This window comes from Streptomyces sp. NBC_00887 (genome assembly GCF_045207585.1).
In genome coordinates this window covers 2,901,347-2,920,023 of record NZ_CP108788.1, presented here as the reverse complement: position 1 = coordinate 2,920,023, position 18,677 = coordinate 2,901,347, and the positions used below count along the sequence as shown (strand labels likewise).

Here is an 18,677-nt window from a genome sequence, read left to right as displayed (position 1 = left end):
AATGGCGTGCACCTGACAATTAGGAATGCCGAACTCGGCGCGGACGCGCTTCCGGTGCTTTGACACGTGGTCTTCACCGGCGGGTGCTTCGAGGCCGAAGGAGACGTGGGCCAGGGCCGTTCCGGGGGTTGCGTACCCCCGGAACGGCCCTCGGCCCGCCCCTCCGTCAGATGGCGGGCTCGTTGTCGATGCAGTCGGCGCTGCCGGACGGCGTGCTCATCGACCTGCTTCGGTCGCATGGTCCGCGTCCCTGAGTTCGCGCTTGAGGATCTTGCCGGTGGCGTTGGTGGGCAGGGCCGTGCGGAACTCCACGATGCGGGGGTACTTGTAGCCGGCCATCTGCTCCTTGCACCACGTGATCAGCTCATCCTCGGTGAGCGTCGCTCCCGGCGCACGTACCACGCATGCCTTGACCTCCTCGCCGTGGCGGTCGTGCGGTACGCCGATGACGGCCACCATGCTCACGGACGGGTGGGTGAGCAGAACTTCCTCGATCTCCCGCGGGTACACGTTGAAGCCACCACGCAGGATCATGTCCTTGGCCCGGTCCACGATGTAGAACCATCCGTCGGAGTCGCGGCGGGCCAGGTCGCCGGTACGGAACCAGCCGTTGCGCATCACCTCGGCGGTCGCCTCGGGCCGGTTGTGGTACCTCTTCATGACGTTGTGGCCGCGGATGACGATCTCGCCGATCGCGTCGGCTTCCTGTACCGGTGCCCAGTCCTTGTCGACCAGGTCCACCTCCACGCCCCAGACCGGGCGTCCGATGGAGCCCGGGCGAACTTTCTCGCCGCGCGGGGCGAAGGTGGCGACCGGGCTGGTCTCCGAGAGGCCGTAGCCCTCCAGGATGGTGACCCCGAAGCGCTCGCTGAACCGGCGGTGGATCTCGACCGGCAGCGCGGAGCCCCCCGACCCGGCCATCCGCAGGTTCCCGGCGATCCGGGACAGGTCCACGTCGGGCGCCTCCGTTTCGAGCAGAGCCCAGTACATCGTGGGAACACCCGCGAAGAAGGTGACCGCATGACGCTGCATCAGGGCCAGGGCCGACTGGGCGTCGAAGCGGGGCAGCAGTACCAGCGTCGCCTGCGAGGCGAGGCCGGCGTTCATCTGCACGACTTGGCCGAAGGAGTGGAAGAGCGGCAGGGCGATCAAGTGCACGTCGTGTTCCACCTCGCCGAACAACTTGTGGCAGGTCAGCACATTGAGCATCAGGTTGGAGTGGCTGAGCTCGGCGCCCTTGGGCTTGCCCGTGGTGCCGGAGGTGTACAGGATGACCGCCGTGTCACCGGGCTCGGTGGCCACCGTCTCGAAGTCCGTGCTCCGGTCGGTCAGTGCCGCGGTGAGGGTCTCGGTGCCCGCTATGGGGGAGTGCTCGGTGGGGGCGGCGGTCATCAGGAAGAAGTTCTCGCAGCCGGGGGTTTCACCGAAACCGGACCAGCCCTCCTGGCCCATCGGAAGGTCCGCGCTGCCCTCGAAGCAGAAGTAGGCCTTGGCTTCGGAATCGGCCAGATGGTAGGCGATCTCGCGGCCCTTGAGCAGTACGTTGAGCGGGACGACCACCGCTCCGGCCTTGAGGATGCCGTAGTAGACGATCGGGAAATACGGGAGGTTGGGGCAGGACAGGGCGACCTTGTCGCCCGGTCCGATACCGCGCGAGTGCAGCAGATTGGCCACGCGGCGGGCGGCCGCGTCCAACTCCGCGTAGGTCAGTCGCTGCACGCCCAGCACGACCGCCGCACGGTCGGGCACGGTACGGGCGCTGTTCTCCAGCAGGGTGGCGAGATTGAGCATGAGGTCTCCGTAGGGGATGTCGCTGCGGGCGGGCGGTACGGGTGTGTGGGCCGCCGATGGCCGGGGTCAGCCCCGCAACGCGGCAGCGAAGAGTGCGGGCAGTTTCGTCAGGCTCGGCGCCGCCGTGAAGTCGGTGAGGCGCTCCACCGTGGTCAGCGCCGTGCGGTGCGTGACGAAGTACGGGGGGCGCGGTGACAGCGACGGGTCGCCCGTGACCAGCCCACGCGGGGCCGGTGTGAACGGGGCGCGCAGCACGGTCTTCTCGACGTCCTCGAGCATGAACGCGTTGTGCACGAAGCCGATGCCGCTGCCGATGTTCTGGCGGGTGTGGCCGGGAAAAGCACCCCAGGGGGTGAAGCCGAGCAGGAAGCCGACCGCCGACCAGCAGTTGATGCCCACTGTGCCGTAGCGCAGTTCGACGACGGCGGTGCGCATGGCCTCCTGTTCGGCCTTCTCGGTCCTCGGGTGGACGATCAAGGTTGCGCCGAGAGTGCCGGGGAGGGTGGCGTTGGCGAAGTCGACGGCGTGACGTAGGAATTCGGCCGGAGTCGCGCCGGGCAGGCGCACGACCCCCAGGGCGCTTCCGAAGACCTCGTCGGTGACGAGGGGGTCGTCGTGGTCGGTGATGTCGGTTACGAGCAGCCGGCAGTCGTCGCCGTGTGCCTCCGCCGTCGGATGGGCCGCTCGTACGGAGGCGAGACGGTCGGCGGCGCCCGGGTAGTAGTCGGTGCGCGGAGGCAGTTCGCGCAGTATTCGCCGGACCTCGTCGAGCAGTCGCTCCGTGCCGTCCCAGTCGCGCGGCAGGACCAGGATCTGGCTGGCGATGCAGTTGTGGCCGGAGTTGTTCATCTTGCTGGTGACGATGTGTTCGGCCTGGAAGCGGAAGTCGGCGTCGCTCCATGGCCCCGGCACCACGATGCAGGGACTCACGCCGCCCAGCTCACTGCTGAAGGGCTTGGTGATCAACGGGAGGTCGTCACGGCGGCGTTGTCCGGAGTCCTCGTCGGTGCCCCAGACGATGGCGTCGTGGGTACGGTCGCTGCCGGTGACATGAATGGCGTCGACGCTTTCGTGGCGGGACAGATAGCCGCCCTCGGCCGCGCCGCCGTCGACGAAGGCCAGCCAGCCCCGTTCGACGAACTCGGCGAACACGTACTCGAAGTGGGGGCGCAGATAGGCGTTGACCGGGTTCATCTTGGCGATGACGACCTGGCCCTCGGCGTAGAGCTTGTGCAGGATGTCCAGCGCGGTGATCGCGGCGACGTTTCCGGCGCCGAGCACCAGGGCCAGGGCCGGGGCCCCCTGCCTGCCCCGGTACTCGCCCGCGGCGCAGGCACGCGTCTGCTCCGCGGTGACGCCGGGGCGCATCCACACCTCGGCCTTGAACCCGTTGAGCAGCAAGGAGTCCCAACCCGTGGCGGGGAAAACGTTCACGCGGGTGCGACCGTTCTCCTCGTGAACCGTTCTGTCGGCCAGGGGGTCCCGGCCCGCGGCGATCCGTCGAAGGACGTGGAGATACGCCGCGGTGTTCTGGGAAAGGGCCCAGGGGCCGCCGATCCAGTCCTCGGCCGCCCAGGGGGAGTCCGGTCCGTACCCCTTCGCCCGGGCGCCCGCGCCGGCCATGTCGGCCGCACGCGCGACGATGCGGGGCTGCAGCCTCTCCAGGAGGGCGATGCGTTCGGTGAGCGGGGTGGTGGACCAGGACTCGGCGTTGCCGCGTACGTGGGCCACCGTGCGGTCGAGGAAGGAGGTGTCGAGGGCGCTTGTGTTCAACGTCGTTCCTTGCGGAAGGTGGGGGAGTGGGAGGCGCGGGCCTGTCCCGTGCGCAGTGCGAGGAGCAGGCCCGCGCGAGTGGTCACACGGACAGCCGACGGGCGTCGCGGTCCGGGTCGATCAACGTGAGGGCGGCCGCTCCGCTCAGCAGGAGCACGGCGCCGGTGATCAGGACCGCGTACGTGTAACCCTCCGTACCGTGGGTGTCCACGAGGCGCCCGATCAGCGTCGGGGCGATCAGACCGGCGGTGGTCACCACGGCGTTCATGATGCCCAGGGCGCCGCCGCGACGGTCGGCCGGAGCCAGTTCCGTGACGGTGGTGACGGCGACGCTGCTCATCGCTCCGGCGAGCCCGAATCCCGCGACCAGGAGTACGGCGGTCACGACACCGGCCGGGGCCACCGGCAGGGCGAGGCATGCCGCTGCGCCGACGAGAAGCAGAACGCCGCCGACTCCGCCGCGCGCCCACCGGCTCGCGGTCCCGCGGCGCAACAGCCATCCGGTCAGGCCTGCCTGCCCGAGCACCACGACCCCGCCCAGACCCCAGACCAGCATCACCACCTGGGTGGACCCTCCCGAGCTGTAGCCCAGCGCGTCCTGGAGGTAGGAGGGGAGCCAGACCAGGGCGAACGCGATGACCCAGTAGGTTCCGAAATAGGCGGCCGTGGCACCGATCCAGGTCCGTGTCGCGAGGATCCGCCGGTACGGCATCTTGGGCCGGTCCGGACCCTGCCCCGCTTCTGCCACCGCCTTCTCGTCCTTCCCTCGGCCGGTGTCCGAGGCGACCGCGTACGGCCCCTCCCCGCCGAAGGGGATCCACAGCAGTGCCCACACGACACCGACGAGCGCCACGGCGGCGACCGCCGAGCGCCAACCGTGGTTCTGGATCACCCACGTCAGCACGGGAGCGGCGACCAGGACCCCCAGGGTGATCCCGAGGACGATCAAGGCCCCGGGCAGGTTGCGCCGGTGGTTGGGGAACCAGGACAGGGTGGCCTGCTGGGCGACGGGGAAGGCGGGGCCCTCGGCAGCGCCGAGCAGGACACGTGAGGTGATGAGCACCGCGAGCCCTCCTCCCACCGCCATCGGGGCCTGGGAAATGGACCAGAGCACGGCCATCGCCAGGATCAGCCACTTGGGCCGTACGCGGTCCGCGAGCAGCCCCACCGCGGCACCGGAGATCGAGAACAGCAGGAAGAAGGCGCTGCTGGCGAGTCCGAAGGCCGACGCGGACAGGTCGAGGTCCTGTCGGATCTCCTCCGCGGCGAGACCGAGCACGGACTTGTCGGCGAAGTTGATCATCATGAAGACGACGAGCAGCGCGGTGACGATCCACGCTCGGCGTCTCGTACTGCTCGGCGCCTTCGGGGGGCCGGCGGGCACAGCGGGTGCGACATCGGTGTCGGTCACAAGGGCTCCGCGGAGACTGGATGGGAGGGGAGGAGGGGCTGGGAGGACGTTCAGGAGAGCGGGACGCCGGCGATGGCGATGCGCTCCATGACACGGCGCTGCGGGTAGTAGTCGCTGATCGCGTAGTGCTGGGTGGCGATGTTGTCCCAGATCGCGACGGAGCCCGGCTGCCAGCGGAAGCGCACCTGGTACTCGGGGATACGGGCCTGGAGGACGAGCTCGTCGAGCAGCTCACGGCTCTCCAGGTCCGAAACGCCGACGATCCGGGTCGTGAAGGGCTCGTTGACGTAGAGCAGCTTGCGGCCGGTGCGCGGGTGGCGGACGACCACCGGGTGCTCGACGGCAGGCAGGTTCGCCCGGTGCACCGCGACCTGGGCCTCGGTCATCAGTGCGCCCCAGCTCGGCACCCAGTCGTGCACGGCGGTGAGGCCCTCGATGCGGGCCTTCATGGACTCGGTGAGGTTGTCGTAGGCGGCCGCCATGTCCGCCCACATGGTGTCCCCACCGGCGGAGGGGACCTCGACGGCACGCAGGACGGAGCCGAGCGCCGGCGCGGCCATGAACGAGTGGTCGCTGTGCCAGATGTTCTCGGTACCGGTGGCCATGGCGTCCTTGGCCAGACGGGAGACGCCGACGGTGTCGCCCTTGGGGAAGAAGGGGTTGGCTTCCGGCTCGCCCCACAGGGCGGAGAACGCGAGCTGGGACTGCGGGTCGAAGGCGTGCTGGTCGCGGAAGAAGAGCACCTTCCACTCCAGCAGGGCCTGCCGGATCTCATCCGCGAGGTCCTCGCCGATCGGGCGCGAGAGATCGACGCCCTCGACCTCGGCGCCGATGTGCGGGGTGAGCGGGTAGACGTCCAGAAGTCCGTAGGCGGGCTGCTCGGTGCCCGGTGCGATGCGGTCGAGCGTCCGCTTGCCATAGTGCATCAGCGGCTTGTCGAGCGCGGGGGCGGGGCTGGTGACGACGCTGTCCATGAGTCCTCCACGGTGGCGGCCTGGGGGGCCTGAATATCGTTACGGGGAGTATCGTTATTAGGGCGTGGGGAAGCAAGGGTCCGTGCGACATGAAAATGAAAAGCCGGAAAAGCCGAGGCCGGGAGCCGTCAGCCGCCCGTGCCGACCGCCCGGGCGACGAGGTCGACCAAGGCGTCCACGAGGCGGGCGTCGGGCATCTCCAGCTCGCCGATCAGCCGGAAGAGCAGTGGTGCGGCCACCAGGGTGGCCGCGGCCCGGACGTCGGTGTCCGGGGCCACGTCGCCGCGGGTGATCCCGCGTTCGAGGATGCGCCTCGTCTCGCTCGTGATCCGCTCGGTGTACTCCGCGTACTGGCCCCGCGCCGCACCCGCGTCGGCCGACGCCCCGATGAGACCTGCGATCAGCCGGTCCGAACCCGGCAGCCGGTAAGCCTCCAGACGAGCGGTGAGTACGAAGCGGAGCTCGGCGCGGAAGTCGCCCAGGTCGGGCACCGACAGGGTGCCGATGCGGGTTTCCGCGGCGGCGATGATCAAATCCTGCTTGGTGGGCCACCGCCGGTATATGGCGGGCTTGCTCACCCCGGCCCGTGCCGCGACGGTGTCCATCGTGACCGCCGCGATCCCCTGCTCGGTGACCAGGTCCACAACAGCGTTGAGAACGGCTCCGGTGACCCGCTCCTCGCGCGGTCGCCCCGGCCCTCGTACGGCCCCGTCCGCCTGCATGCTCGCCATGTGCAGAGACTACGGTCTCCGCCGCGCCACCTCGCGTCGCATCCTCGCCAGGACGGGGGGCCCTCGCTGACCTAGGCTTGCCCACCGGGGCCGAAAGGGGCACAAAATGGATGAATACCCCCTGATCGAGAACCATGGTCTGATCGGTGATCTGCAGACCGCGGCTCTCGTGACCACGGATGCGACGATCGACTGGTTCTGCTGTCCGCGCTTCGATTCGCCCAGCATCTTCGGTGCCCTGCTCGACCGGCGGAAGGGCGGGCACTTCACCGTCGGGCCGGCCGCGGACACCTACACCACCAAGCAGCTCTACCACCCGGACACCGCCGTGCTGGTCACGCGTTTCATGACCGAAGCCGGGGCGGGCGAGGTGGTCGACTTCATGCCGATCACCGGCAAGACCGCGACCGACCGGCACCGTCTGGTCCGCATGCTGCGCTGTGTCCGGGGCAGCATGACGTTCCAAGGGGAGATCGCTCCGCGCTTCGACTACGGCCGCACGCCGCACGAGTTGCACATCACGGAGCACGGGGCCGTGTTCACTTCACAGGACATGGACCTTGCGATTCATGCCGTCCGTGAGCCGCAGGACGAGCGGCTGCTGACCATTCACCCGAGTGACAACGACCTGCGCTTCACTCTGACCCTGCAGGCAGGACAGCAGCGCGGACTGGTCATGGAATCGTCACCGGGCGGGCCGCCGCACGAGGTCCGAGTGGAGGAGTTCGAGCAACTCTTCGACGAGACAGTTCAGTTCTGGCGCTCGTGGCTGGGTCAGTCCACCTACTCGGGCCGTTGGCGGGAGGCGGTGGAGCGTTCGGCTGTGGCGCTGAAGCTCATGACCTACGCACCGACCGGCGCCCTGGTCGCCGCCCCCACAGCGGCTCTGCCCGAGCAACTGGGCGGAGAGCGCAACTGGGACTACCGGTTCACCTGGATCCGCGACGCGTCCTTCTCCGTGTACGCCCTGCTGGGCATGGGATTCAAGGAAGAGGCGGCGGCGTTCATCAGCTGGCTGCACGAGCGCGTGAAGGAAAAGGCCGGTGAAGGCGAAGGCAGTACCGGGCCACTGAACATCATGTACCGCGTCGACGGTTCCTCCGACATGGTCGAGGAGACCCTCGACCACTGGGAGGGATACCGCGGCTCCGCCCCGGTCCGCATCGGCAACGGAGCAGCGACCCAACGGCAACTGGACATCTACGGTGAGGCACTCGACAGCATCTACTTCGCGCACCAGCACGGCATGCACCTCGACCACGGGGGCTGGACCGCGCTGCACACCCTTCTCGACTGGCTGGTCGACCACTGGGACCAGCCCGGCGAAGGTCTGTGGGAGACCCGTGGCGGCCAGAAGGACTTCACCTACGGACGCGTGATGTCGTGGGTGGCCTTCGACCGGGCCGTCCGGATCGCCACCGACGACGGCCGCCCCGCGGCCCGCGGCCGCTGGGTGGACGCGCGTGACGAGATCTACGCGCAGGTGCTCAGCCGGGGATGGGACCCCAAGAAGCAGGCGTTCGTACAGCATTACGGCGACGACGTGCTCGACTCGTCGCTGCTGCGCATGCCGACGGTCGGCTTCATCACGCCGGCCGATCCGATGTGGAAGTCCACGCTCGACGCGATGGAGAGCGAACTGGTCAGCGACAGCCTGGTCTACCGCTACAACCCCGAGGCGTCACCTGACGGGTTGCGCGGCTCCGAGGGCACCTTCTCCCTGTGCACGTTCATGTACGTCGACGCCCTGGCGCGGGCGGGACGCACCGACCAGGCCAGGCTGGTGCTCGAGAAGATGCTCACCTACGCCAACCACCTGGGCCTGTATTCGGAGGAGATCGGCCTGACGGGGCGGCAGTTGGGCAATTTCCCGCAGGCCTTCACGCACCTGGCCCTGATCGACGCGGCGATCACCCTGGACGCGAGGCTCAATGAGGAGCGTGGGGGCGGGGCGTAGCTTCACGTCACCCCTGGAAGGAGGGCTCGATCCGGGCAGGGACAGGCGGCCCATAGGGTGGCTCGCATGTCTGCCACGTTGAGCTCCACCAAATCCCGCGCCGCGCTCCGCGTTTCGGCGCGTGTCTCAGGCGAGTTGCTGCTCGTCATCGTCATGGCCTCGGTGGCGGTATGGACACTGGGTCGCATGTGGTCGGTCATCTGGCCGCTCATAGTCGGCTTGCTGCTCACCACCCTGACCTGGCCCCTGGCGCATTACCTGCGCCGACGCGGGTGGCCCCCGGCCCTCGCCGCTTCCGTGGTGACCGTGCTGTTCCTCCTGGTTGCCGCAGGGGTCGCGGCGCTGATCGCGGTGCCGGTGGCCTCCCAGTCCGGTGAGCTGGCCGACGGCGTGGTCGAAGGCATCCAGAAACTGCGCGAGTGGGCATCCGGACCGCCTCTCAACATCGGTGACGACCAGATCGCCGGTGCGTCCGATTCCGCGGCCGCCCGCATCCAGGACAGCATCGGCAGCATGGTCACCACCGTCGTCACCGGCGTGAGCACCGTGGTCAACGGCGTGGTCACCGCCGTCCTGGCGATCTTCCTGATGTTCTTCATGCTCAAGGACGGCCCCCGGTTCCTGCCGTGGCTCGCCCGCCAGCTGCCCGGCCGGCTCGCCACCGACGTTCCGACCGTCGCGGCGCGTGGCTGGCGGACTCTGGGTGAGTTCGTGCGCTCCCAGGCGTACGTCGGCCTGCTCGACGCGGTCCTCATCGGCATCGGCCTGTGGATCGTGGGAGTGCCGCTGGTGCTGCCTCTCGCGGTGCTGACCTTCGTCTCCGCATTCGTGCCCATTGTGGGTGCTCTGTTCGCCGGCTTCGTCGCGGTTCTCATCGCCCTGGTGTCGAACGGGCTGACCGACGCGCTGATCGTGCTGGCGATCATCGTCGTGGTGCAACAGCTCGAGGGCAATGTGTTCCAGCCCATGATCCAGAGTCGCGGACTCGGCCTGCACGCTGCGGTGGTCCTGCTGGCGGTGACCCTGGGCGGCAGTCTCGCCGGCATCGTGGGCAGCCTGCTCGCCGTACCCGTCGCCGCCCTGATCGCGGTGGTCTGGAACTACCTGCGCGAGCAGCTCAGCGTTCCGCAGGAGGAGCCGGAAGTGGATGCGTCGCCGATCGGCGTCGGCTCTCAGCCGTAGCGTTCCCGGCTTGTTCCGGCCAGGTCATGTCGGTGTTCTCGTTCGGCGGCGCGCTGGTGACGATGGGCACACGCGTCGTCCGGGGCGCAGGGGGTACGCGAGGTGCGACACCGGCCCACCCGCACCAGGAGGGGCCTGCACCGACAGGAGCAACGACATGACCGACCGCAGGCCCAAGGGAACGGCCTACACCGGGGCGGAGGGCAGCCCGCCCCCGATACCCGCTGACATGCCCGACCAGCAGGTACAGGAGGGCGAGGACGCGCTCGACGTGGTCCTCCCGCCGGGTGCCGAACGTCCCGAAGCGGAACCGGATGCCGAGCCCGACGACGAAAAGCCGGACCCCGACGAAGCCGGCTCGGGCCGCAGCGCCGCCCGCAACGCAGGCGTCCACCCGGAACATCCGACCCCGGACGAGTCGACGGGGTGACGCGTGGTCCGCGTTCGTGGGAACAGGGGCAGTAGGACTACTGACACCGTAGACGCGTCGACCAGTACATTGTCGGCGACCGGCGACCGGCGACCGGCGACCGGCTACCGGCGGCCGTCAACCAGCATTGTCGTGACGGCCGGCACTCCGGCTGCCGCCAGCACCGCGGCGCCCACAAGACCGGCGTCGGGCCCCAGTTCAGCCGGCACGGCGCGCAGCTCCTGCAGGAACGGCATGGCCGCGTAGCGTCGCAGGTGGCGAGCGAGCGGTTCGAAGAGCACCTCGCCGGACTGAGCCACACCGCCGCCGACCACGGCGATGTCGATCTCGACCAGCGCTGCCGTGGCGGCTATACCCGCCGCCAGTGCGCGCGCCGCCCGATCGAACGCGGCGAGAGCAGCCGGTTCCCCGGCTCGAGCCGCCACCGCCACCGCCGTCGCGTCTGCGTCCGCTGTCAGTGGCGGTTGCCAGCCGAGGGCAAGGGCGTGCCGGCTGATGGCGGTACCGCTGGCGATGGCTTCCAGACAACCTCTCGCGCCGCACGGACAGGGGTCACCGTCGAAGTCGATGCTGATGTGCCCGAGATGGCCGGCATTACCTGTGATCCCGTGGTGCACGCCGCCGTTGATAACCAGGCCCGCGCCCACACCGGTGGACACCACGAGGCACAGTGCGTTCTTGTGTCCGCGTGCCGCGCCATGGCGGTGCTCGGCTGCGGTCATTGCCACGGCGTCGCCCGCCAGCATCACGTGCCGGCGGGAGAGAGCTGGATGCCTTCCGACGGACTCGACGAGGGGATAGTTCCGCCAGGCAGGGATGTTGACGGGGCTCACGGTTCCGCGTGCCAGGTCGATCGGGCCGGCGCTGCCGATGCCCATTGCGCGTACACGTCCCCAGAGGGGGTTGGCGGCCAGGCTGCCCACCACCTCGTACACCGCGTCGAGGAGTGCGTCAGCGGATTCCTTCGCCGGGGTGGAGCGGCGCACGCGGTGGAACAGGACGCCGTCCCGGTCGACCAGGGCACCCGCGATCTTGGTTCCGCCGATGTCGAGGGCGGCGATCAGGTCACTGTCCGGGGATTGAACTGCCGACCGATGACTACTCATGGTGATGACCCTCTGGATCGGAGTGGCATGCGTGGTCCGGTTGGGGACACCACATCCGACCACCGTCTGACAACGTTGTCCAGTCCTCGTCGAATCCTTCTCGAAAAGCGCGTTCACGTTGCGATCGATTTAGCCAACGTTTAGTAAAGCCGCTGTTCAGGGGGCTAGGGAGGCGTCAAATTCAGGTGGACCGGTCTATGGACATTGCTGCCGTGTTACCCCTACGTTGAGCGCTCATCAGGCCGGGACAGCGGGCGCCGATTCGGCACCCAACCTGGGCGTGACACCGAAAGCCGTTCAGTGAGGGGTGGAGGAAATGCGCAGAGTGCGCGTTGTTCTGGTGGCCGCGACGTTGGTCGCTGTCACAGCATGTAGTGGTCAGGGGGACGCGCCGAATGGCGAGATCGCGGCTCCACCGAGCGATCCCGCGAAGGTGTCGGGCAGCATCACGGTCCTGACCAACAGGACGGACCAGATCGCTGACGGCTCGTTGAAGAAGTACGCGGCCGAGTTCAACAAGCTCTACCCGGGCGTGAAGGTCAAGTTCGAGGGCCTGACCGACTACGAGGGCGAGACCAAGATCCGGATGAACACCGAGAACTACGGTGACGTCCTCCTGATCCCCAACTCCCTTTCCGTCGAGCAGTACCCCAACTTCTTCGCTCCGCTCGGCGGTTCCGTCGGCCTGTCGGCCAAGTTCGACTACACCGACCACGCCACGGTGGACGGCATGGTCTACGGCCTGGCCAACATCGGGGTGGCCAACGGGTTCGTCTACAACAAGGCGGTCTGGGAGAAGGCCGGCGTCAAGGACTGGCCCACTACGCCCGAGGAGTTCGTCGCGGACCTGGCGACGATCAAGGCGAAGACGGACGCCGTCCCTTACTACACGAACTACAAGGACGGGTGGCCGCTCACCAACTGGACGAACGCCATCGGCTCGCCCTCCTGTGACTCCGGGGCCTACGACTCGCTGGCGAAGACCAAGAAGCCCTGGAGCAGTGGATCGGACCTGTACCAGATCGACAAGCTCCTCTACGAGATCGTCGAGAAGAAGCTGGCAGAGCCCGACCCGACCACGACCAACTGGGAAGACTCCAAGGCGCAGATCGGATCCGGCAAGGTCGCGTCGATGTGGCTGGGGTCCTGGGCGATCTCCCAGATGCGGGCCGGTGCGGAGGCCGCAGGGAAGAACCCCGACGACATCGCGTTCATGCCGTTCCCGGCACAGCGCGACGGAACGTTCTGCTCCGTACTGCGTCCTGACTACCAGTACGCGGTCAACTCGCACTCCGACAACAAGGAAGCGGCCCGGGCGTGGCTTGACTGGTTCATCACCAGGTCGGGCCAGGCCGCCAGTGAAGGGTCCATCTCCTCGGTCAAGGGCGCTCCGCTGCCGGACACACTCAAGACGTTCTCCGACAACGATGTCATGATGATCCCGCAGAACCAGGAGAACATCGTCGAGGTCAACAAGGTCGACAAGGCGTCCGAGATCGGCATCACCGGGCAGGGCTACCGGCAGAAGCTGGTCGACATCGCACGGGGCGCGGCCGACGGTGACGTGGACAGCTACTTCGGCGAGCTGAACGGCAAGTGGGCCGAGGCCCAGCAGACCCTCGGCGGCTGACCATGCCGCGGCACGGTGAGACCCCGACCAGGGCAGGCGTGCTCCTGCCCGCCCGGGCGGGGGGCCGTGTGAACCGCTCGCCGTGCCCCGGCCCCGATCTCCGCCCGACAGGGAACCCACCACGAGGAACCATGAGATGACCGTTGCCCACAAGACCCGTGCCCGGGGGCAGGCCGGCGGCCGGCGAAGCACACCGCCGACGGAATCCGCCCCCGGCAGGCCACGCGCCGGCAGGCGCCGCCATGCCGCCGCCCTGACCCCCTGGCTCTTCCTGTCCGCACCCCTGGCGCTGCTGCTGACGTTCACGTTCCTGCCGGTGGCCGACATGATCGGTTACAGCTTCACCGACTGGGACGGCATCAGCCCCTGGCGTTCCTACGTCGGCGGGGAGAACTACACCGACCTGGTGACACAGCCCGCGCGGTTCGAGGTGTTCCTCGTCAGCGGGTTCTACCTGGCGGCGTCGTTCCTCCAGATCGCGCTTGCCCTGTACTTCGCCACGGTCCTCAGTTTCGACACCCGGTACCGCAACCTGTTCAAGGGCCTGCTGTTCTTTCCCTACCTGATCAACGGGGTGGCCGTCGGATTCGTGTTCCTGTACTTCTTCCAGCCCGACGGCACGCTCGACACGCTGCTGCGCCTGGTGGGGGCGGAGGGCAAGCACCTGTGGCTCGGCGACCCGGACCTGGCCAACCCCTCGCTCGCGGGGGTGTCGGTCTGGCGCTTCACGGGTCTGAACATGGTGCTGTTCCTGGGTGCGATCCAGTCCATTCCGCCGCACCTGTACGAGGCGGCGGAGCTGGACGGGGCGAACCGCTGGCAGCAGTTCCGCCACATCATCGCGCCCAGCATCAAGCCGATCATCAGCCTGAGTTTCATCCTCGCCGTTTCCGGTTCCCTGGCCGTCTTCGAGATCCCCTACATCATGACCGGTGGCGCCAACGGCACGGAGACGTTCGTCATCCAGACGGTCAAGCTGGCCTTCCAGTTCGACAAGGTCGGCCTGGCGTCGGCGTCGGCCGTCGTGCTGCTGGCCCTGATCCTGCTGATCACCTGGGTCCAGCGCCGGCTGTTCCCCGAGGAGAGGGTGGAGCTCTCGTGACCACCGACATGTCCGCTCCGTCCCGGCGTACGGTCCGCGCCGACCGCACCGTACCGGCCAGGATTCCCGTCGTCCTCAAGTACCTGTCACTGCTCCTGGCTTCGGCCGTCGTCCTCGTTCCCCTGGTCGTCGTTCTGCTGACCTCGCTCAAGACCGAGTCGGAGGTGGCGAACAGCGGACCGCTGTCTCTGCCCGGTGACTGGTTCAACTTCGCCAACTACGCCACCGCCATCGAACAGGGTGCGATGCTGCGGGCGTTCGGTAACACGACGCTGATCCTCGTGGTATCCACTGCGGGGACCGTACTGATCGGCTCGATGACCGCCTATGCCATCGACCGCTTCCGGTTCCGCCTCAAGAAACTGGTGATGGGCCTCTTCCTGCTGGCCACGCTGGTGCCCAGCGTGACCACACAGGTCGCGACGTTCCAGGTGATCGACGATCTCGGCGCCTTCAACAGCCGCTGGGCACCGATCCTGCTGTACACCGGCACCGACATCGTCTCGATCTACATCTTCCTGCAGTTCATCCGGTCCATCCCCGTCTCCCTGGACGAGGCCGCGCGCATCGACGGCGCCAACTCCTGGACGATCTACCGGAAGATCATCCTCCCGATGCTGCGACCTGCCATCGCCACCGTCGTCATCGTCAAGGGCATCGCGATCTACAACGACTTCTACGTTCCCTTCCTCTACATGCCGGACCCCGAACTCGGCACCATCTCCACCGCCCTGTTCCGGTTCAAGGGACCCTTCGGCGCCCACTGGGAGACCATCTCCGCCGGCACGATCGTCGTGATCGTGCCCACCCTGATCGTCTTCCTTGCGCTGCAGCGCTTCATCTACAGCGGTTTCGCGGCCGGTTCCACCAAATGACCTGCCCGCCCATCGCGCCCCGCACTACATCTCAAGGAGTACGCATGAAGGTCCGCACGCCGCTGTCCCAGGGCTGGACGCTGCGCCTGAACACCGACCGCGGCACCCCCGAGGGCGCGCCCCCGGCGCTGGCCGGAACCACCGTGCCGGCGCAGGTGCCCGGCTGCGTCCACACCGACCTGATGGCGGCGGACCTGCTGGCCGACCCGTATCTGGACCGCAACGAGTCGGAGGCCGCCTGGGTGGGCCGCGCCGACTGGACCTACGCGACCGAACTGCCCCGGCGCGACAATACCTTCGAGCGGGCCGACCTGGTCTTCGACGGGCTGGACACGGTCGCCGCCGTCCACGCTGCCGGCCGGCTGCTGGGGGGTACCCGGAACATGCACCGCTCCTACCGGTTCGACGTCACCGATCTGCTGGAGGCCGGTCCTGCGCCTCTCGAGGTCGTCTTCACCTCCGCCTACACCGAGGCCGAGGCGGTCCGCGCGGCGCTGGGTGCGCGGCCCAACTCCTACCCCGAGCCGTTCAACTACATCCGCAAGATGGCCTGCTCGTTCGGATGGGACTGGGGCCCCACCCTGGTGACGGCCGGCGTGTGGCGCGAGGCGCGCATCGAGCAGTGGTCCACAGCCCGACTGGCCGAGGTCCGTCCGCAGGTCACCGTCGAAGGCGACGGGAGCGGCATCGTCGAGATCACCGTCGAGCTGGACCGCACGGCAACCGGCCGAAACCGGCCCCTGCGGCTGGTGGCCGCTGTCGGCGACGTCTCCTCGGAGGTCACCGTCGCCCCCGGGGAAGACACCGCGACGCTCACCGTGCGGGTCCCGGACGCGGCGCTGTGGTGGCCGCGCGGCTACGGCGACCAGTCGCTGTACGGGTGCACGGTCGCGCTGACGGAGGAGGACGGCGGCCGGGTCCTCGACGCCTGGGAGCGACGCATAGGCTTCCGCACGATTGACCTCGACACGTCCGCAGACGTACACGGCAGCGCCTTCACCCTGGTCGTCAACGGCACTCCGATCTTCGCCCGTGGGGTGAACTGGATCCCTGACGACGTCTTCCCCACCCGGGTCACGGACGACCGCTACCGCACCCGTCTCACCCAGGCCGCCGAGGCGGGCGTCGACCTGGTACGCGTGTGGGGCGGCGGAATCTACGAGGACCGGGCCTTCTACGACGTCTGCGACGAGTTGGGCCTGATGGTCTGGCAGGACTTCCTGTTCGCCTGCGCCGCCTACCCGGAGGAGCAGCCGCTGCGTTCGGAGATCGAGGCCGAAGCCCGGGAGAACGTCGCCCGGCTGATGCCCCACCCGTCGCTGATCCTGTGGAACGGCAACAACGAGAACCTGTGGGGCTTCGCCGACTGGGAGTGGGAGCAGGCGCTCTCCGGCGACTCCTGGGGCGAGGGCTACTACCTGGGAATGCTGCCCCGCGTCGTCGCGCAGACGGACCCGACCCGTCCGTACAGGGCAGGCAGCCCGTGGTCGGGGTCATGGGACCACACGCCGAACGACCCCGACCACGGCACCGCGCACTCGTGGGAGGTGTGGAACCGCCGCGACTACAGCGACTACCTCACCACGGTGCCCCGCTTCGTCGCGGAGTTCGGCTGGCAGGCCCCGCCGACGCTCGCCACCCTGGAACGCGCCCTGTCCGAAAGGCCGCTGAGCGCCGATTCCCCCGGCATGCTGCACCACCAGAAGGCGGAAGACGGCAACGGCAAACTGAATCGAGGGCTTGCCCCGCACTTCGAGGCACCCACCGACTTCGACACCTGGCACTATCTGACCCAACTGAATCAGGCGCGTGCCGTCGCCGCAGGGGTCGAGCACTGGCGCTCCCACTGGCCCCGCTGCGCCGGCACGGTGCTGTGGCAGCTCAACGACTGCTGGCCGGTCACCTCCTGGGCGGCGATCGACGGCGACGCCCGGCTCAAGCCCCTCTACTTCGAGATGCGCCGCCTGTACGCCGACCGGCTGCTGACGATCCAGGACCGCGAGGGCGACCTGGTGATCGCGGGCTGCAATCAGGGCTCCTCGCCCTGGAGCACCTCCGTCACCGTCCGCCGGGTGGGCGCGGACGGCATCGTGCTGGCAAGCGCGGAGGTCGCCCTCGAAGCCACGGAGCGCAGCGTGGCCCTGGAGAGGCTGCCGGACTCGGTCACGGAGTTCGGCGACGCGCGCCGAGAATTCCTGGTCGCCGACGCGGACGGCCTGCGTGCGGTCCACTTCGCCTGTACGGACCGCGAGTTCGCCTATCCGGCCGCCTCCTACGATGTCCGCATCGCCGCAGAGGGCGAGAACGGCGTGGTGGTCACGGTCACTGCCACCGGACTCGTACGGGACCTGCTGCTCCAGGCCGACCGGCTGGACCCGGACGCCCGCTGCGATCGCGGACGCGTGACACTGCTGCCCGGCGAAAGCACCACCTGGCGGGTCACCGGCTGGTCGCAGCCCGACGCGGAGGCCGCTCGCGCGGCGCTGTTCTGCGTCGACGGCGGAGCCGGCCGTGGATGATGCCCGTACACGCCGGTCGGGGCGCGTCACGATCAACGACGTGGCGGCCCTGGCCGGCGTGTCCCGAGGAGCCGTGTCCCTGGCCTTCAACAACCGACCCGGCGTCTCAGAAGCCACTCGGACACGCATCATGGCGGCGGTCGCCGAGCTGGGCTGGGTACCGAGCCAGACAGCGATCAAGCTGTCCGGATCGGTGACCGGCGCGGCGGACACCATCGGCCTGGTCATCGCCCGCCCCGCTCGACAGCTCGGACTCGAGCCGTTCTACATGGAGTTCATCTCAGGGGTCGAGTCCATCCTGGAGGAGCACGGGTGCTCCCTGCTGCTCCAACTGGTACGCGACACCGACCAGGAGATCGCCGTCCATCGCGCATGGTGGCAAGCCCGCCGCATCGCCGGTTCCATCCTGGTCGACATCCAGCAGAACGACCCCCGGGTCACCGCGCTGTCGACGATCGGGCTGCCGGCCGTCGCGGTCGGACATCCGTCCCTGACAGGCGGTTTCACCTCGGTGTGGACCGACGACGAGGCCGCCGTCCACGAGGCGGTGCGCTATCTCGCCACCCTCGGGCACAGACGGATAGCGCGGGTGGGCGGCCATGCGGCGCTCGGGCACACCCTCATCCGAACTGCCGCACTCAACGCGATCGTGACGGAACTCGGGCTGGAACCGGCCCGCAGCGTCACCACCGACTACTCCGGGGAGCAGGGCGCCCGGGCCACCCGTTCGCTGCTCGCCTCCCCACAACGACCCACGGCGATCGTCTACGACAACGACATCATGGCGGTCGCCGGTTTGTCGGTGGCCGCCGAGATGGGCCTGAGCGTGCCGAGGGACATCAGCCTGATCGCCTGGGACGACTCGCAACTGTGCCAACTCACGCACCCGACCCTGTCCGCCATGAGTCATGACGTGTTCGGCTTCGGCGCCGAGGTGACCCGTCGGCTGTTCGACGTCGTTCAGCGCCGCAACCCGTCGTCCGGTCCGGCGGCGCCCCCCGTACTGCTGCCCCGCGGCAGCAGCGCTCCTCCGCAGGGAACCACCGACTGACGGCAACCGCTGGACCAGTGGCCCGGCCCGGATACGCAACTCTCCGGACCGGGCCGACCTTCTGCGACTTCCCTCCCACTCCTCCTTCGAGTCGAAAGTCAGGTCCGCCATGCCCCGACACCTCCGACGAGCCCTGGCCGCCCTC

At 68.6% G+C, this 18,677-nt stretch carries 14 protein-coding genes; 8 read left to right on the top strand and 6 right to left on the bottom strand.

Translation table 11 applies throughout. The features are described 5' to 3' along the window. Nucleotides 1-216: 216 nt before the first annotated feature. The 5 genes from OG844_RS13315 to OG844_RS13295 all read right to left on the bottom strand — a co-directional run bounded on the left by OG844_RS13315 (nucleotide 217) and on the right by OG844_RS13295 (nucleotide 6,680). Complete coding sequence (locus OG844_RS13315; protein ID WP_406390139.1) at nucleotides 217-1,791, bottom strand: long-chain-fatty-acid--CoA ligase; 1,575 nt, start codon at nucleotides 1,789-1,791, stop codon at nucleotides 217-219. Nucleotides 1,792-1,857: 66 nt separating this feature from the next. After that, nucleotides 1,858-3,564 (bottom strand): aldehyde dehydrogenase family protein, encoded by a 1,707-nt coding sequence (locus OG844_RS13310; RefSeq protein WP_406390137.1) that lies wholly within the window; start codon nucleotides 3,562-3,564, stop codon nucleotides 1,858-1,860. Between the two features lie 82 nt (nucleotides 3,565-3,646). Beyond that, nucleotides 3,647-4,975 carry an MFS transporter gene (locus tag OG844_RS13305; RefSeq protein WP_406390135.1) on the bottom strand — a complete coding sequence of 443 codons (1,329 nt, stop codon included), beginning with the start codon at nucleotides 4,973-4,975 and terminating at the stop codon, nucleotides 3,647-3,649. Between the two features lie 50 nt (nucleotides 4,976-5,025). After that, a complete protein-coding gene (locus OG844_RS13300) occupies nucleotides 5,026-5,949 on the bottom strand; it encodes a TauD/TfdA dioxygenase family protein (RefSeq protein WP_406390133.1) in 924 nt (307 codons plus the stop codon). 128 nt (nucleotides 5,950-6,077) lie between these two features. Beyond that, the gene (locus tag OG844_RS13295; RefSeq protein ID WP_406390131.1) at nucleotides 6,078-6,680 is read right to left on the bottom strand and encodes a TetR/AcrR family transcriptional regulator; all 603 of its coding nucleotides are present in this window, start codon (nucleotides 6,678-6,680) and stop codon (nucleotides 6,078-6,080) included. A gap of 106 nt (nucleotides 6,681-6,786) precedes the next feature. On the opposite strand from OG844_RS13295, the gene OG844_RS13290 reads away from it, so the two are divergent. The 3 genes from OG844_RS13290 to OG844_RS13280 all read left to right on the top strand — a co-directional run bounded on the left by OG844_RS13290 (nucleotide 6,787) and on the right by OG844_RS13280 (nucleotide 10,249). Next, complete coding sequence (locus OG844_RS13290) at nucleotides 6,787-8,637, top strand: glycoside hydrolase family 15 protein (RefSeq protein WP_406390129.1); 1,851 nt, start codon at nucleotides 6,787-6,789, stop codon at nucleotides 8,635-8,637. Between the two features lie 66 nt (nucleotides 8,638-8,703). Further along, entirely contained in the window at nucleotides 8,704-9,819 is a 1,116-nt protein-coding gene (locus OG844_RS13285; protein ID WP_406390127.1) for an AI-2E family transporter, read from the top strand. Between the two features lie 157 nt (nucleotides 9,820-9,976). After that, complete coding sequence (locus OG844_RS13280) at nucleotides 9,977-10,249, top strand: hypothetical protein (protein ID WP_406390125.1); 273 nt, start codon at nucleotides 9,977-9,979, stop codon at nucleotides 10,247-10,249. A gap of 104 nt (nucleotides 10,250-10,353) precedes the next feature. On the opposite strand, the gene OG844_RS13275 is transcribed toward OG844_RS13280, so the two are convergent. Beyond that, nucleotides 10,354-11,355 carry an ROK family protein gene (locus OG844_RS13275; protein WP_406390123.1) on the bottom strand — a complete coding sequence of 334 codons (1,002 nt, stop codon included), beginning with the start codon at nucleotides 11,353-11,355 and terminating at the stop codon, nucleotides 10,354-10,356. 316 nt (nucleotides 11,356-11,671) lie between these two features. Between OG844_RS13275 and OG844_RS13270 the strand changes: the two genes are divergently transcribed. The 5 genes from OG844_RS13270 to OG844_RS13250 all read left to right on the top strand — a co-directional run bounded on the left by OG844_RS13270 (nucleotide 11,672) and on the right by OG844_RS13250 (nucleotide 18,532). Further along, nucleotides 11,672-12,985, top strand: coding sequence for an extracellular solute-binding protein (locus tag OG844_RS13270; RefSeq protein ID WP_406390121.1), 1,314 nt, complete (start codon nucleotides 11,672-11,674; stop codon nucleotides 12,983-12,985). 136 nt (nucleotides 12,986-13,121) lie between these two features. Further along, entirely contained in the window at nucleotides 13,122-14,087 is a 966-nt protein-coding gene (locus OG844_RS13265) for a carbohydrate ABC transporter permease (protein ID WP_406390119.1), read from the top strand. An 8-nt stretch (nucleotides 14,088-14,095) separates the two neighbouring features. After that, the gene (locus OG844_RS13260) at nucleotides 14,096-14,962 is read left to right on the top strand and encodes a carbohydrate ABC transporter permease (protein WP_406396108.1); all 867 of its coding nucleotides are present in this window, start codon (nucleotides 14,096-14,098) and stop codon (nucleotides 14,960-14,962) included. 44 nt (nucleotides 14,963-15,006) lie between these two features. Continuing rightward, a complete protein-coding gene (locus OG844_RS13255) occupies nucleotides 15,007-17,481 on the top strand; it encodes a glycoside hydrolase family 2 protein (RefSeq protein WP_406390117.1) in 2,475 nt (824 codons plus the stop codon). Beyond that, entirely contained in the window at nucleotides 17,474-18,532 is a 1,059-nt protein-coding gene (locus OG844_RS13250) for a LacI family DNA-binding transcriptional regulator (RefSeq protein ID WP_406390115.1), read from the top strand. Before OG844_RS13255 ends, OG844_RS13250 begins: the two co-directional genes overlap by 8 nt. Nucleotides 18,533-18,677 lie beyond the last annotated feature (145 nt).